Here is a 14,833-nt window from a genome sequence, read left to right as displayed (position 1 = left end):
CCGGTGGATCTTTTACTCATGGACGTACAGTCAAGTTCCCTTGACGTGCGCCCCGTTGCGCCTCTTGTCACGCTCTGATCGTGACGTTAAGTTGTGCGGTTCCTGATGTCTTCGATGGGGGCTCCCATGGGTGTACGGGGCCGGCACCGCCGGTATCAGCCGAGCAGCATCAACCGGGCCTCACTGGCCGTCACCGCCGGCGGGGCCGGGATCGCGCTCCCGCTCATCGGGGCCGGAGTCGCCCACGCGGCCTCCGTGGACACCTGGAACAAGGTCGCTTCCTGCGAGTCGACGAACGACTGGCGCATCAACACCGGCAACGGCTACTACGGCGGGTTGCAGTTCAGCCAGAGCACCTGGCGGGCCTTCGGTGGCACCGCCTACGCCCCGCGCGCCGACCTGGCCACCAAGGACCAGCAGATTGCGGTCGCGGAGAAGGTCCTGGGGGGCCAGGGGCCCGGGGCCTGGCCCGACTGCGGGAAGCGGGCCGGACTCACGCGCAGCGGCCCGGCGCCCGCCGTCACCCCACAGACGCAGAAGCAGACCCAGACGCAGACCCAGATCCAGACACGTACGCAGGCGCAGGGCCAGGGACAGGCCCCCGTGGTGCGCACGACCCCGGAGCAGGGTGGCGGACCGCGCCCGACGGGGACCTCCGTCCTGCCGAACCCGTACGTCGTCGCGCCCGGCGACTCGCTCTCCGCGATCGCCACCGACCAGCACGTCGAGGGTGGTTGGCAGGCACTGTACGAGACCAACCGGACCACCATCGGCGGCAACCCGAACCTGATCTTCCCGGGGCAGCGGCTCACCCTGCGGGTCACCACGGGGCCCGCCCTGCCGCCGCCGCCCAGGCAGGACCCCGAGAAGCCGCCGCGGACCGCCGACCCGGTGACCCCCGTGGAGCCGGCCGCCGAGAAGCCGGCCGAGAAGCCCGCGCCGAAGCCCGCGCCGAAGCCTGCCGAGAAGCCGGTCGAGAAGCCGGTCGAAAAGCCTGCGCCGGAGCCCGCTTCAGCGCAGCAGGAGCCGGATGCGGGCGGGTTCTCCGCGCCCGTCGACGCGGCCCTCGGCACCGCCTACCGCGTCTCGGGTTCCTCCTGGTCCAGCGGCTACCACACGGGCGTCGACTTTCCGGTGGCGACCGGCACCAGCGTCAAGTCGGTGGGCCCCGGCCAGATCGTCTCCGCCGGTTGGGCCGGGGCCTACGGCTACCAGGTCGTCATCCGGCACACCGACGGCCGGTACTCCCAGTACGCCCACCTCTCCGCCCTCGGCGTCAAGGCCGGCCAGCAGGTCTCCGGAGGCCAGCGCATCGGCCGCTCCGGCTCGACGGGCAACACCACGGGCCCGCACCTGCACTTCGAGATGCGCACGGGACCCGGCTACGGCTCCGACATCGACCCGCTCAAGTACCTCCGTAGCCACGGGGTCCGCATCTGACCCGCGCACGTGCGCGGGCACGACGGTGAGCAGGATCAGGCCGGCCGCCGCGAGCACGGCGCTGGCCACCGCCGCCGTCGCGCCCGCGGCCCCGTACCGGAAGCCCTCGTCGAACAGCGTGATGCCGACCGTCGCCGCCACCACCGGATTGACCACCGTCACCGTGGCCAGCGGTGCGGTCAGCCCGGCTCCCCGGTAGGCCGCCTGCGACAAGAGCAGGCCGCCGGCCGCCAGGACCGCGATCGCCACGAGGTCGGGCCACAGACCGGGCAGCGCGCCCGGCCCGAAGTCCTCGGCCACCGACTTGGTGAACACCGACGCCATGCCGAAGGCGGTACCGGCGGCCGAGGCCAGGAGCACGCTGTGCAGCACGGCCCGGTGCATCCGGTGCGCCGCCAGGAACAGCACCAGCACCGCGCCGGCGGTCACCACGAGCAGCACGCGCCGCGCGTCCCCCGCCAGCGCCTGCTCGGCCCGTCCGCTCCCGCCGGTCAGCGCCAGCAGTCCGGCGAGGCCGACCGAGGCCAGCACCGCACCGCGCCAGGCGGCCGCGCCAGCCCGGCGCCGTACGAAGAGGGCGGCCATCGGCAGGGCGAAGACGATGGTCAGGGCGCCCAGCGGCTGGACCAGGCTCAGCGGCCCGTACGCGAGGGCCACCACGTGCAACAGCGCACCGAGGCCGTTGAGTCCCACGGCCACCCACCAGACGCCCCGGCGCAGCGGGGCGTACCGGCTGTCCGGCGTGCTCGCCGCGACCCGTTCTTGGACGATCGCACCACCCGCGTACGCCAGGGCGGACACCAGGCAGAGCAGGACCGACAGCGCCAGTGCACTCATAAGGTCCACAATGCCCGACCCACCTGCGCTATTCCTCCGCCCACAGATGGTGATCAGTCATACTCCCGACGTAGTACGGGAGTACGCAGCGTGGCCCCGCGGGCAGCGGAAAGCCACCCCCCGCCGCCACCCCCGCCGACCCCCAGCCGGCCTCCGCCGCGCCCCGTCACCCACCAGTTCGCCGCATAAGGTGATGACGCGCTCGCGGTGGGTGAGGGAGGCGGAAGCGGGTTTGGCTCCGGGCGTGTGGGATCCGTACAGTTGCCCTTTTGAGGACTTCCGCAGCAGGCGGATGCGGACGAGTGATCAAGGAACGGCAGCGGCAATGACGGTGACCGAAGACAGCCAGGACTACGGCCACGACTCCGGGTCCGCCTACGGGCCCGGTATCGACCCCGATCGGCTGGCCCTCTGCCTCAGCGTGCTCGACGAGCTCGACAAGATCGACGTCGACCATCCCGACGCCATCACCGTACGCCGCGCCACCGCCGGCCTCTACCGGACGGTCAAGCAGCGCCGCCGCCAGGAGCGCCGGGCCGCCAAGACCGCCAACGACAAGGCCGTCACCGAGGCCACCGCCACGGGCTCCGCCGAGCGCATCGACGACGAGACCGAGGGCATCTTGCCCTCCTCGGTCACGGAGGCCGGCCGGATCGCCGGGATACTCCAGCGCCCGCGCTCCTGCTACGTCTGCAAGACGCGGTACGTCGAGGTCGACTACTTCTACCACCAGCTCTGCCCGGAGTGCGCCGCCGAGAACCGGGCCAGGCGGGAGGCCCGCGCCGACCTGACCGGCAAGCGCGCGCTGCTCACCGGCGGCCGGGCCAAGATCGGCATGTACATCGCGCTGCGGCTGCTGCGCGACGGCGCCCACACCACGATCACCACGCGCTTCCCCAAGGACGCCATCCGCCGCTTCAAGGCGATGGAGGACTCCGCGGACTGGATGCACCGCCTGGAGGTCGTCGGCATCGACCTGCGCGACCCCGCCCAGTCCGTGGCCCTCGCCGACCAGGTGACCGCGGCCGGTCCGCTGGACATCCTGATCAACAACGCGACGCAGACCGTGCGCCGCCTGCCCAGAGCCTACGCGGCGCTGGTCGAGGGGGAGGCCGCCCCGCTGCCCGCCGGCGAGCTCCCCGCGCACCACGTCATCGGCGCCTTCAACTCCGGTGCGGTCGACGGCCTGGCGGCGTTGCCCGTCGGAGTGAGCGGGCTGGAGGCGCAGAAGGTCGCCGACCTCGCCCTGGTCGCGGGCAACGCCAGCCTGGAGCGGCACCTCGCCGGCACCGCCATCGACGCGGGCGGTCTGCTGCCCGACGTCGTCGAGAGCAACACCTGGGTGCAGACCATCGACCAGATCTCCCCGGTGGAACTGCTCGAGACCCAGCTGTGCAACTACACGTCGCCGTTCATCCTGATCAGCGCACTGCGCCCGGCCATGGCGGAGGCTGCCCGGAAGGCGGCCAAGGGGCGGGCGTACATCGTCAACGTCTCGGCGATGGAGGGTGTCTTCAGTCGCGGCTACAAGGGTGCGGGGCACCCGAACACCAATGCCGCCAAGGCCGCGATGAACATGGTGACGCGGACCAGCGGCCAGGAGATGTTCCAGACCGACCGCATCCTGATGACCTCGGTCGACACCGGATGGATCACCGACGAGCGCCCGCACTTCGACAAGCTGCGGCTCGCCGAGGAGGGCTTCCACGCTCCGCTCGACCTGGTCGACGGCGCGGCCCGGGTCTACGACCCGATCGTCCGCGGCGAGGCCGGCGAGGACTTGTTCGGCGTCTTCCTCAAGGACTACGCCCCGGCGAACTGGTAACCCCGGAGCCCGGCTCTGGACCCCGTCCTACCGGGCCCCGTTCGGCCCGCTCCTCCCGCTCGACCCCCTCGGCCCCTTCGGCGGACCGAGGGGGTCGAGTGCGTTCCCGGAGGCCGCGGTCCGGCAGGACCCGGCCGCGACCAGTTCCAGCAGCGGCTGCCAGTCTTCCAGCACCCCCGCGTCCAGGCCGGCCGCGCCGGCGGAGTCCCGGGCCTGGCGCAGGGTGGCGACCGCCTCGGTGTCGTCACCGTCACCGTCGCCGTCGCGGTGTCCGTCGTCCGTGACGGCGGCCCGGTCCGGCGACTGCAGCCGTACCAGCCGGGCCACCCGCTCGCCCAGCAGGGGGCGGATCGACTCCGCCGCCACCCCGACGGTAACCGTCCCGTCACTCAGACGGAGCAAATGCCCGAGGCGGTGCACCAGGCCCGCGATCTGCAGTTCTTTGTCGAAGGGGCGCGAGCGGCGCAGCAGGGCCGCGGTCCGCAGGCCCTGGTCGTCGGGGTCGGCGCGCAACAGTGCCATCAGCTCCAGCACGCTTGTGACGTAAGGGACTTGAGCCTCGGACACTTTGGACCTCGCCACCGCAGACCCCCTCCGTCGCACCCCGCACGTCCGGGCTCGAGCAGATCAGCCGTTACGTACCCGCAGACCCACGACTTGCTGAACTAGGAGCGAAAGTAAGAGGGCGCAGCGGATTTTGCCTTCCTATCGAGCGGAGGTCCGCTCATATGTGTACTCTGGGGCATCAAGACGGCCCCCATCCGGGCCGCGCTCCACTAAGGCGCCACCGCGTCCGGAAACCTTTCATCCCTTGCCCGGTGCGCGGTCCGCTGACCGGGTTGCGCGACACGAAGGAGTGCGCGGTGACTGAGAAGACAAAGCCCGAACCGGCCGTGACGGAGCGGACGGGAACGCGGGCGAAGCCCCGGACCGACGAACTCGGAAGCCTTGAGGTCTGGGCCCGATCCGCCCCGATCCGGCTGGCCGGGTACGAGGACGACCTGGCGGAAGCGCACATCCTGCCCGGTATCGACTAGCCCGCAGAGCGGTGCCAAGCGCCCCCGCGTGCCCGTGCGCACCGGGGGCGCTGCCCTGCCCGCACCGTTTCCGGCCCGCCACGGTTCACCGCCCACCCCCACCCCCGCCCCCGGCTCCCCGCCCGGTCCGGTCCGGTCCAGGTTCCCCTCCCGGCTACGCCCTGAGCGTGATCGCCGTCGGCGATCACCGCTTCCGCGGCCCCCACCCGCCCCGGCAGGCTGGTGCTCATGAAACTGCTGATGCTGGGTGGTACCGAATTCGTCGGACGCGCGATCACCGAGGACGCCCTGTCCCGGGGCTGGGAGGTGACCGTCTTCCACCGCGGACACCACACGCCCCCGCCGGGCACCTCCGCCCTCCACGGGGACCGCACCGCCCCCGATGGGCTGGCCGCCCTCGATACCGGCGAGTGGGACCTGGTCGTCGACACCTGGAGCGGCGCCCCCACAGCGGTGCGCGACAGCGCCCGCCTGCTGCGCGACCGGGTCGGCCGGTACGCGTACGTCTCCAGCCGCTCGGTGTACGCCTACCCCGCCCCGGCCGGCCTCGCCGAGGACGGCCTCCTGGTCGGGGGTTCGCCGGACGCCGGACCGACCGACTACGCCGAGGACAAGCGGGGCGGCGAACTCGCCGCCCTGGACGCCTTCGCGGACCGCGCCCTGCTCGTACGCGCCGGACTGATCCTCGGCCCGTACGAGAACGTCGGCCGACTGCCGTGGTGGCTGGAGCGCACCGCCCGCGGCGGCCCGGTGCTCGCCCCCGGACCGCGGGACCTCCCGATCCAGTACATCGACGTGCGCGACCTCGCGCGCTGGACCCTGGACGCCGCGGCGGCGGGTCGCTCGGGCGCGTACAACCTGGTCTCCCCGTCCGGGCACGCCACGATGGGCGGACTCCTCGACGCCTGCGCCGCCACCACCGGGGGCGGCGCCGACCTGCGCTGGACCGACCCGGACCGGATCGTGGAGGCGGGCGTGCAGCCCTGGATCGAGCTCCCGGTCTGGCTCCCCGAGGGCGAGGACTACGACCACATGCACCGCGGGGACGTTTCCAAGGCGCTGGCGGCCGGCCTGACGTGCCGGCCGGTCGAAGAGACCGTGGCCGACACCTGGGCCTGGCTGCGCGCGCTCGGCGGCGCCGCCCCGCAGCGCCCCGACCGGCCGACCAAGGGCATCTCCGCGGAGCGGGAGGCCGCGCTACTCGGGCTCTGAGCGGCGTGCGTCCGCGAGACGGGTCGGCGGGAGGTACTCGCGCACGAGCGTGCGGTGCCACCAGGCCCCCGTCTCGCGCAGCTCCCGCCAGGTGGTGAACCGGTAGCGGTACAGCAGGGCGCGGACGTGGACGGGCGGGACGTCCGGGAACGGATTGTCGCGCAGCAGCCGCAGCGTGTCCCGGTCGCCCGCCAGCAGCCGCTCCACGAAGGGCCCGAACCAGTCCCGCGCGTAGTCGGGGGAGATGGCGGCGAACCACATCAGCCAGTCCAGCCGCAGGTGGTACGGGGCGAACTGGCGCGGAAGGCGGCCCGGTTCACCCGGCTTGCCCTTGAACCCGTACTCGCGCCAGTCCCCGTTCGCGCGCGGCACCCGGTCCGCGGAGCCCTCCACCGCCACTTCCATCCGGACCCGGCCGACCGAGCCGAAGGCCCCGTAGGTGTTGACCAGGTGCAGGGCGTCGAAGGAGCGGTTCATCACCTGGCGGCGCGAGACCATGTTGAGCACCGGGTGCCGGCTCAGGAACAGGACGAGTACGGTCACCGCGCACACCAGGACCACGAACCACACGGGACCCGTGCGCGCGGCGGCCGCCGGGGGAGCGCCCGCGAGCCCGGTGAAGTCCACGGCCGAGACGGCCAGCGTGATCGTCAGCCAGTTCAGCCAGGCGAAGTTGCCCGAGAGCACCAGCCACAGCTGCGTCGCGATGACGATCCCGGCGGCGTACGAGGCCACCGGCTGCGGGGTGAACAGGAGCACCGGGACGATCAGTTGGGTCACGTGGTTGGCCGCGCACTCCACCCGGTGCAGCGGCTTCGGCAGGTGGTGGAAGAACCAGCTCAGCGGCCCGGCCATCGGCTGCGTCTCGTGGTGGAAGTACAGGCAGGTCAGCTCGCGCCAGCAGGGGTCCCCGCGCATCTTGATCAGCCCGGCCCCGAATTCCACGCGGAAGAGCACCCAGCGCAGCAGCCACAGGACCAGTACGGGCGGACCGGCCCGCGCGTTGCCGAGGAACACGGCGAGGAAGCCCACCTCCAGGAGCAGCGACTCCCAGCCGAAGGAGTACCAGGTCTGGCCCACGTTCACGATCGAGAGGTAGAGCAGCCACAGCACGGCCCACATCGCCATGGCCGCGCCCAGCGGCACCTCGTCCCCGGCCCCGGCGGCCAGGGCCGCCGCCAGTGCGGCACCGGTCCAGGCGCAGCCGGCGAAGAGCCGGTCCGAGTAGCGCAGTTGGAACAGGCTCGGGGCGCGCCGGAAGGGCACGTACCGTACGTAGCGCGGTACGGGCGTCATGCCGTGCGTCCCGATCAGGGCCCGGAACTGCAGGGCGGCCCCGAGGAAGGCGACGAGGTAGACCCCGGCCAGGGCCCGCTGGAAGACCAGCCGGGCGAGCCAGTATCCGGGCGCCGTGAACCAGTCCATCGCCTCCAGTATCGGACCGGTCAGCCGGTGGCGGCCAGCTTGCGCAGGTTGTGTCCGAGCCAGCGGGCGTAGCTCAGCTGGAGGAAGGGGATCACCGGGCCGGCGAGGCGGGTGTACCAGGCGTTCGGCTGGCTGAAGGCGGTGACCGTGAACCACACCGTGCCGTCGGGGTCCATGTCCACGATGAACGACTCTTCCCCGCGCTCGGGGTGCCCGGCCAGGGTTCCGTAGGCGAAACCGATGCGGGCGGGTTCGTACGCGGTCCAGATCACCTCGCACGGAGCATCGATCCGCAGCGGCCCGAGTCCGATCCCGACGATCACCCAGCTGCCGGGTCGGACCGCGCCGGCATCGGCCCGCACGCGCATGCCCGAGGTCCGGTGGGCTTCGAAGGTGGTGACCGCGGTCCCGGCGGCCTCGAAGACGGCCCGGCCGTGTCCGAGGCGGGCGCGGTGGTGCAGGTGGTTGTATCCGGCGGGCAGCGGCCGGTGGGCCGTCGCGCCCCGGTCGGGGTAGTTGACGGTGTCCCGGCCGGCGCTGATGAGGCGGGTCATGGCGAGGTCTCCACTCGGTCGGTGGTGGCGGTGCTGGTGGTGGTGAGGGGGTGGTGGTCCGGGCGGTCGGCGGTGCGTGCGTCGCCGGCGAGGCGGCGCCAGGCGAGCACCGAGCACAGGGCGAATCCGAGGGCGTTGCCGAGGCCGTGGGTGGCGGCCATCCAGGTCAGGGTGGGGTGGGTGATCCCGGTGGCCTCGCCGACCGCCCACCACAGGGCGAGCAGCATGGTGGCCACGAGCACGGCCGCCGAGGTGGCGAGCAGGGTCCGTGTGGTCCGGTCCGCGCCGGCGGGTCGGACCTCCCGCCAGGTGAGCAGGGCCACGGCCCACATTCCGCCGGTCAGGACCACTGCGCCCAGCAGCTCGGCCCAGTCGTCGACGAAGTAGCCGAGGAGGACGAGCAGGGTGCCCGCCGGGACGCTGTACGCGGCCCAGCGCGCGAGGCCGTCGGTCCCGGCGCGGCCGCCCAGGGCGCGGCACACCAGCCCGGCGACCAGGGCGGCGGCGAACCCGGCGAAGTGGAAGTGGGGCACCGTCAGCGCCAGGATGTCGAGGTCGAAGCCGAAGAGCCGGTATCCGGCGCGCTCGGCGACCAGCGCGGTGGCGGCGATCGACGGCGAGACCAGCGCGGTGGCGACGGCGACGGCGGGCGGGGTCAGGGAGCGGGCCCGCAGCAGCCGGACCGGGGCCCGGGCGGCGAGCGCCAGGCAGGCCGCCGCGTACAGCGCGGCGAGCGCGGTGGCGGGCAGTCCGCGGGGCAGCCACAGGCACAGGGCCCCGGGTGCGGCGGCGAGCGGCCACCAGCGGGCCGTGCGCAGGAGCCGGTCCGGGTCGATGAGCCGCAGGCCGGCCGGGACGACGTAGAGCATGCCCAGGGTGACGATCACGTTCACCAGTACCGTCACCCTGGACTCCCCCCAACGCCGCGGCCCAACGCCTTGAACGCGTTCAACTCACGGTGGTGAGCCTACGGTGTTACTTGAACATGTTCAAGGTGCGCTCCGGTTGCGGCTCCCGCACTGATGCGGCAGACAAGAGGTGAGCAACCGGGGCGAACAGGGAGATTCAAGTGAACGGATCGTCACTTCCGACACCACGTCAGGCATCGCGGCGTCATGCGCCCGCCGGAGCCGCCCTCTTCGCCCTCCTCGGCCTCCTCGCCGCGGCGTGCGCCAGCCCCGAGCAGCCGGCGGGCGCCCCCGGAGCCGAGAGCCAGGAGGTCTACCTCCAGCCCGTGGCCTCCGCCGGCCCCGACCCCTTCACGGCCTCCTCGGCCACCGCCGAGTCCGCCCCCGTACAGCCCCCGCTGCCCAACCCGACGGGCCAGGGCATCCGGACCGTCAACGCGGCCACCCCCGGCCTGTACGGCGGCACCCAGCGGCTCGGCAGCTGCGACGTGGAACAGCAGGTCCGCTTCCTGACCGACGACAAGGCCAAGGCCCAGGCCTTCGCCGAGGCGTCGAACATCGAAGAGGGGAAGATCCCCGAATTCCTGCGCGGCCTGACGCCCGTCGTCCTGCGCGCCGACACGCGGGTCACCAACCACGCCTTCCGCGACGGAGCCGCCGACGGCTTCCAGTCCGTCCTCCAGGCCGGCACCGCCGTCCTCGTGGACGAGCACGGCATGCCCCGGGTGCGCTGCGGCTGCGGAAACCCGCTGGCCTCCCCGCGCACCGCGAAGGGATCCCCGGTGCACAAGGGCGACCCGTGGAGCGGCTACCAGGCCAACCAGGTCGTCGTGATCGAACCGACCACCCACGTGATCAACAACCTGGTGATCGTCAACATCGCCGACAACACCTGGATCGAGCGCAAGCGGGGCGATGACGGCGCGCAGGACCGGCCCCCGAAGGTGCTGCCCGCGTACGACCCGTCCGCCGGCATCCCGGACGGGCCCGTCACCCCGCCGGGATCCGCGTCCGGCGGCCCCTGCCCGCCGAACCAGGCCTCACCGACCTCGCCGAACGCCCCCGAGGCGCCGGCGCCCGGGGTGACGGACTGCCCACAGGACCCGCAGGACCCGCAGGCCGCGAAGAACCCGCCCGGCGGGAACCTGCCGCGGAAGCCGGGCACGCCGACGAACCCGTCCACCCGGCCGCAGCAACCGGAGCAGCCGCAGCAGCGGCCGCCGTCCGCCGATCCCTCGGACCCCCTGGCCGGCCTGCCGCCGCTGGACCCCGGTGAGCTGGGGCTGCTTCCCCCGGAACCCGACGGATCGGGCCCGCTGCCCGCCGACCCCGCCGCCCCCGTCGATCCCTACAACCCGGACACCCCGTCCGACCTGTACGCCCCTTACAACCCGTCCGACCCCAACGCGGTCCCGGACCCGGACCTGCAGCCGCAGCCGTCGGACGGGGGCCCTCCGCTGGAGAGCGCCTGACCGGCCCGTGTGTCATGGTGGATCGGTGCCGACCACCGTATCGCTGCCGGACGACTGGCCCGCACACCCGGACCGGTCGCTCTCGCTGAACCGCATGGGCAGTTTCGACTGGGACCTGATCACCGGTCTCATGCACATGGACGAAGCCGCCCTCGACGTTTTCGATGCGTCTCCCGAGGAGTACGACGGCCGGCCGGAGTCGCTCAACCCGCGCGTCCCCGCCACCGAGGCGACCCGGCTCGACGCCCTCGTCTCCTCCGCCCTCAAGAGCGGCGAGGACAGCTACGGCGCCTACTTCCGCATCCGCTGCCACGACGGGCGGCTGCGCTGGACGCACACCCAGGGCCGCGTCATGCGCGGCCCGGACGGCCGCCCGTACCGGATCATCGGCATCGTCCGGGACGCCACCGACGAGCTCAGCCACTCGGCGGAGCGGCTTGGCCTGGACGAGGAACGGCGCCGCCAGACGTCGGTGGTCGAGTCCACCACCGCCGCCCTCGCGCACGCCCGGACCGTGCAGGACGTCATCGACGTCATCGGCGACGCCCACGGACTGGAACGGCTCGGCTCGATGGGCATGGTGATGGGCCTCGTCGAAGCCGGCCGGATCCACCTGGTCGCCGAGGGCCCGGAGGACAGCTTCGTCCCCGGTACCCGCTACACCCGCATCGACGAGCAGTACCCGATGAGCGAGGTCGTCCGCTCGCTGGAGCCGCGCTTCCTCGACTCCGCGCAGGAATTCGCCCGGGACTACCCCGGGCTCTGGGCGAAGATCTCGTACATGCGGATCTCGGCCGCCGCCTACCTGCCGCTCATCGCCCAGGCCCGCCCGATCGGCGCGATCGGACTGCTCTACCAGGACAAGGACGGCTTCACCCAGGAAGAGCGCAACCTGCTCGTCGCCCTGGGCAGCAGCATCGCGCAGAGCCTGCAGCGGGCCATGCTGCTGGAGCAGGAGCACGACCTGGCCGAGGGACTCCAGCAGGCCATGCTGCCGCGACGGATCCCCTCGGTGGCCGGCGGGGAGATCGCCGTGCGCTACCGGTCCGCCCGGATGGGCCAGGACATCGGCGGCGACTGGTACGACGTGATCCCGCTGCCCGGCGGCCGGGTCGGCGCCGTCATCGGCGACGTCCAGGGCCACGACACGCACGCGGCGGCCGTCATGGGCCAGCTGCGGATCGTGTTGCGCGCGTACGCCGCCGAGGGGCACTCGCCCGGCACGGTCATGGCCCGTGCCTCCGTCTTCCTGCACGAGCTGGACACCGACCGGTTCGCGACCTGCACGTACGTGGAGGCCGACCTCTCGACGGGCGTCCTCCAGGTGGTCCGGGCGGGCCACATCGACCCGCTGCTGCGCACCCGCGACGGGGACTGCCACCGGCTCCCGGTGGCGGGCGGGATGCCGCTCGGCCTCTCGGCGGAGTTCGGCCGCCTGGAGTACCCGGTGACCACGGTGGAGCTGGACCCCGGGGAAACGGTGCTGTTGTGCACCGACGGCCTGGTGGAACAGCCCGGCGCCGACCTCGACGACGGAATCCAGCTCCTGACCTCCCACATCCGCCGCGGACCGGCCGACCTACAGGCCCTGGCGGACCTGCTGTGCGAGATCGTCGACGAACGGGGCGGGGACGACGACATGGCGCTGCTCCTGCTGCGCCGCCACGTGGTGGCCGCGCAGGAGGGCGGCGGGCGCCTCCAGCAGCACGTGGCCCCGGGTGACCCGGAGGCCCTGGTGGCGGCCCGGCACATGATCGGTGCGGCGGTGCGGTCGTGGGGCGCGCGGGAACGGGCCGACGAGATCGAACTGGTCGCGGACGAGTTGATCGTGAACGCCCTGATGCACACGGACGGCCCGGCCATCGTGACCCTACGGGTCCTTGCGGGTCCGCAGCGCCGGCTTCGGGTGGAGGTGGAGGACCGCTCCAGCGCACTGCCGCGCCGCCGCGAGGCGGGGGAGTCGGGCGTCTCGGGGCGGGGCCTGATGCTGGTGGACCGCCTGGCGGACGTCTGGGGCGTGGAGCCGCGGGGCGGCGGCAAATGCGTGTGGTGCGAGTTCGTGATGGGCTGAGCCCCCCCGGGCCCGCCCGGGGACGACGTTGCGTCATGCCGGTTGTCGGTGGCGGCTGGCAGGATCACCGCCATGTACGAACCCACCCCCGCCATCACCGCGTACTGGGACGCCGCCGCGGCCGCGTTCGACGACGAACCGGATCATGGCCTGCGGCAGGAGCACACCCGCGCCGCATGGGCCCGGCTGCTGGGATCCTGGCTGCCCACCGCGCCGGCCGACGTCCTCGACGTCGGCTGCGGTACCGGGTCGCTCTCCCTGCTGCTGGCCGAGGCCGGACACCGGGTGACCGGCGTGGACCTCGCACCCCGGATGGTGGAGCGGGCCGAAGCCAAACTCGCGGCCGCGGGCCTGACGGGACGGTTCCTCATCGGCGACGCCGCGGATCCGCCCACCGGGCAGGAGCAGTACGACGTGCTCCTCTGCCGGCACCTGCTGTGGACCCTGCCCGATCCCGGGGCCGCGCTCCGCGCGTGGGTGGCGCGGCTCGGCCCGGGAGGACGACTCGTCCTGGTCGAGGGGCGGTGGCGGGAAGCCGGTGAGAGCGGCGCGCCCTACGTCGCCGGAGCCGAATCGCTCCCGTGGTGCGGCGGGATCACCGCCGCGGAGCTGACCGCCGCGGTCCGGCCCCTGGTGTCCGACCTGCGCGTCGAGCCGCTCGGCGGCAACACCGAGCTGTGGGGCGGACCGGTCACCGACGAGCGGTACGCACTGATCGCCCGGATCTGACCCGGGCGGCGCAGCGGGAAAGTCCGTTGCGCCGCCCGGCCCCGCTCCGTGAGGATCTGGGGCGATGACCAACGCCATAGATGAAGTGCGCCGATTCCTGAAGACGAACGATCTGCCCGGAGCGGTACGCTCCCTCCGGCCGCACGCCGAGACGGCATCGATCACCGAACTCGCCAAGGCCACAAGGGCCCTTGCCGACGCCGCCGGGTTCAAGGACCTGGCCGGCGCCGCCAAGGCCGCAGCCAAGCGGCCCGGCGAGCCCCAGGCCCTCTACGACTTCGGCTACGCATGCGTCGAGCGCGGCATAGCCTTCCTCGCCGTCGCACCGCTGCGCGAGGGACTGCGACTGCTCCCCGACTCGCGGCCGCTCCTCGCCGAGCTGGTGTCCGCCCTGGAGGACGAGAACCGGCACGCCGAGGTCGTCGACCTGCTCTCCGGCCGCGGCCCGGGGCTGCCCGCCTGGCCCGAGACGTACCTCCTCGTGCACCACACCCTGCTGGCCGGGGACCTGGACACCGCCGCGCGCATCGGCGGCGCCCTCCCCGACCCCGAGGACCCGCAGTGGTCCGGCGCCCACGACCGCCAGAAGCACCGGCTGTACCGCACCGACCGGGCCCGCCGGGCCCAGGAAGCGGCCGGCCACGCCGATCCGCTCGGCCGCGCCGACCTGCGCGGTTGGCACTACGGCCTGACCGGCGGTCTCCTGGGCACGCTCTCCGGGTACGGCTGGGACGCCGGCATGACCGGCCGGTACGCCTACCTCGGGGACACCCACGAACAGTGCCGCCGGGGCCTCGCCCGCCTGACGCTCGCCCTGGAGGCCGCCGGGCGCCGCCCCGCCACGGTCTCGCTGCTGCCCGGCCGGGCCGACCGGATCCTCGGGCTCGCCGCCGCACGCGTGCTGGGACTGCCGGCCGTACCGTACGAGCCCGCCCGCACGGACACCCTCGTCGTCGCCTACGACCTGAACGCGACCGACCCGGACCTCCTGCGCACCCTGTACGCGCGCACCGACGGCCAGATCCTGTCCGAGCACGCCACCTGCTGGACCGACCCGCCCGCCGTGAGCGCAGACTTCAGCACGCTGCTGTGCCAGTTCGTCTCCCCGCCGTGGAAGGACGACCCGCGGCCCGAGGAGGAGATCGCCCGCGACATCGCGCAGGCCGCCGCCGACCCGGACGAGGGCGACGGGGCGACCCCGTCCGACCCGGACGAGGTCTTCCGGGCCTTCGTGACCGCCGTCCGCGACGGCTGGCTCACCGCGCCACGCGACCGCGTCGCCTCGCCCGGCCCGGTGCCCAGCTCGCGCTTCGCCTGAGGCGG

12 protein-coding genes and 1 pseudogene are annotated in these 14,833 nt (G+C 73.2%); 8 read left to right on the top strand and 5 right to left on the bottom strand.

All coding sequences use genetic code 11. From position 1 onward, the window contains the following. Nucleotides 1-126 precede the first annotated feature (126 nt). Complete coding sequence (locus ACIQK6_RS07905; protein WP_329096673.1) at nucleotides 127-1,440, top strand: transglycosylase family protein; 1,314 nt, start codon at nucleotides 127-129, stop codon at nucleotides 1,438-1,440. A gap of 102 nt (nucleotides 1,441-1,542) precedes the next feature. On the opposite strand, the pseudogene ACIQK6_RS07900 reads toward ACIQK6_RS07905, so the two are convergent. Further along, nucleotides 1,543-2,277: pseudogene (locus ACIQK6_RS07900) on the bottom strand (DMT family transporter); the annotation flags it as partial. Nucleotides 2,278-2,602: 325 nt separating this feature from the next. Here ACIQK6_RS07900 and ACIQK6_RS07895 point away from each other — a divergent pair. Next, nucleotides 2,603-4,102, top strand: a complete 1,500-nt coding sequence (locus ACIQK6_RS07895) for an SDR family NAD(P)-dependent oxidoreductase (RefSeq protein ID WP_402694494.1) — start codon at nucleotides 2,603-2,605, stop codon at nucleotides 4,100-4,102. Between the two features lie 27 nt (nucleotides 4,103-4,129). On the opposite strand, the gene ACIQK6_RS07890 is transcribed toward ACIQK6_RS07895, so the two are convergent. Continuing rightward, complete coding sequence (locus ACIQK6_RS07890) at nucleotides 4,130-4,636, bottom strand: hypothetical protein (protein ID WP_329096670.1); 507 nt, start codon at nucleotides 4,634-4,636, stop codon at nucleotides 4,130-4,132. Nucleotides 4,637-4,965: 329 nt separating this feature from the next. Here ACIQK6_RS07890 and ACIQK6_RS07885 point away from each other — a divergent pair, with 329 nt between their 5' ends. Both ACIQK6_RS07885 and ACIQK6_RS07880 read left to right on the top strand, forming a co-directional pair. Beyond that, the gene (locus tag ACIQK6_RS07885) at nucleotides 4,966-5,139 is read left to right on the top strand and encodes a hypothetical protein (protein ID WP_329108300.1); all 174 of its coding nucleotides are present in this window, start codon (nucleotides 4,966-4,968) and stop codon (nucleotides 5,137-5,139) included. Between the two features lie 228 nt (nucleotides 5,140-5,367). Next, on the top strand, nucleotides 5,368-6,351 hold the full coding sequence (locus ACIQK6_RS07880; protein ID WP_402694493.1) for an NAD-dependent epimerase/dehydratase family protein: 984 nt from the start codon (nucleotides 5,368-5,370) through the stop codon (nucleotides 6,349-6,351). Here ACIQK6_RS07880 and ACIQK6_RS07875 read toward each other — a convergent pair. From ACIQK6_RS07875 to ACIQK6_RS07865, 3 genes are read right to left on the bottom strand one after another with little or no spacing between them, the layout of a single operon-like run. Then, nucleotides 6,337-7,776 (bottom strand): lipase maturation factor family protein, encoded by a 1,440-nt coding sequence (locus tag ACIQK6_RS07875; RefSeq protein WP_402694492.1) that lies wholly within the window; start codon nucleotides 7,774-7,776, stop codon nucleotides 6,337-6,339. The two genes, ACIQK6_RS07880 and ACIQK6_RS07875, sit on opposite strands and share 15 nt — an antisense overlap. A 20-nt stretch (nucleotides 7,777-7,796) precedes the next feature. Continuing rightward, entirely contained in the window at nucleotides 7,797-8,330 is a 534-nt protein-coding gene (locus tag ACIQK6_RS07870) for a DUF1990 domain-containing protein (protein ID WP_329096664.1), read from the bottom strand. Then, a complete protein-coding gene (locus tag ACIQK6_RS07865; protein ID WP_329096662.1) occupies nucleotides 8,327-9,235 on the bottom strand; it encodes a YndJ family protein in 909 nt (302 codons plus the stop codon). Before ACIQK6_RS07865 ends, ACIQK6_RS07870 begins: the two co-directional genes overlap by 4 nt. Before the next feature lie 164 nt (nucleotides 9,236-9,399). Between ACIQK6_RS07865 and ACIQK6_RS07860 the strand changes: the two genes are divergently transcribed. The 4 genes from ACIQK6_RS07860 to ACIQK6_RS07845 all read left to right on the top strand — a co-directional run bounded on the left by ACIQK6_RS07860 (nucleotide 9,400) and on the right by ACIQK6_RS07845 (nucleotide 14,828). Further along, entirely contained in the window at nucleotides 9,400-10,710 is a 1,311-nt protein-coding gene (locus ACIQK6_RS07860; protein ID WP_402694491.1) for a DUF6777 domain-containing protein, read from the top strand. Nucleotides 10,711-10,717: 7 nt separating this feature from the next. Beyond that, the gene (locus ACIQK6_RS07855; protein WP_329096658.1) at nucleotides 10,718-12,781 is read left to right on the top strand and encodes a SpoIIE family protein phosphatase; all 2,064 of its coding nucleotides are present in this window, start codon (nucleotides 10,718-10,720) and stop codon (nucleotides 12,779-12,781) included. A gap of 72 nt (nucleotides 12,782-12,853) precedes the next feature. After that, complete coding sequence (locus ACIQK6_RS07850) at nucleotides 12,854-13,510, top strand: class I SAM-dependent methyltransferase (protein ID WP_402694490.1); 657 nt, start codon at nucleotides 12,854-12,856, stop codon at nucleotides 13,508-13,510. Nucleotides 13,511-13,574: 64 nt separating this feature from the next. Next, nucleotides 13,575-14,828, top strand: a complete 1,254-nt coding sequence (locus ACIQK6_RS07845) for a hypothetical protein (RefSeq protein ID WP_402694489.1) — start codon at nucleotides 13,575-13,577, stop codon at nucleotides 14,826-14,828. Nucleotides 14,829-14,833 lie beyond the last annotated feature (5 nt).

Source organism: Streptomyces sp. NPDC091682, from assembly GCF_044756625.1.
Taxonomy (GTDB): Bacteria; Actinomycetota; Actinomycetes; order Streptomycetales; family Streptomycetaceae; genus Streptomyces.
Note: the sequence above shows the minus strand (reverse complement) of the source record. Positions and strands in the feature narration are given on the sequence as shown.

What these genes read in the sequence shown, in the direction of transcription:
- ACIQK6_RS07905 (WP_329096673.1), top strand. Translation starts at nt 127, where the DNA reads ATGGGTGTACGGGGCCGGCACCGCCGGTATCAGCCGAGCAGCATCAAC.
- ACIQK6_RS07845 (WP_402694489.1), top strand. Translation starts at nt 13,575, where the DNA reads ATGACCAACGCCATAGATGAAGTGCGCCGATTCCTGAAGACGAACGAT.
- ACIQK6_RS07870 (WP_329096664.1), bottom strand. Translation starts at nt 8,330, where the DNA reads ATGACCCGCCTCATCAGCGCCGGCCGGGACACCGTCAACTACCCCGAC.
- ACIQK6_RS07895 (WP_402694494.1), top strand. Translation starts at nt 2,603, where the DNA reads ATGACGGTGACCGAAGACAGCCAGGACTACGGCCACGACTCCGGGTCC.
- ACIQK6_RS07880 (WP_402694493.1), top strand. Translation starts at nt 5,368, where the DNA reads ATGAAACTGCTGATGCTGGGTGGTACCGAATTCGTCGGACGCGCGATC.
- ACIQK6_RS07875 (WP_402694492.1), bottom strand. Translation starts at nt 7,776, where the DNA reads ATGGACTGGTTCACGGCGCCCGGATACTGGCTCGCCCGGCTGGTCTTC.
- ACIQK6_RS07850 (WP_402694490.1), top strand. Translation starts at nt 12,854, where the DNA reads ATGTACGAACCCACCCCCGCCATCACCGCGTACTGGGACGCCGCCGCG.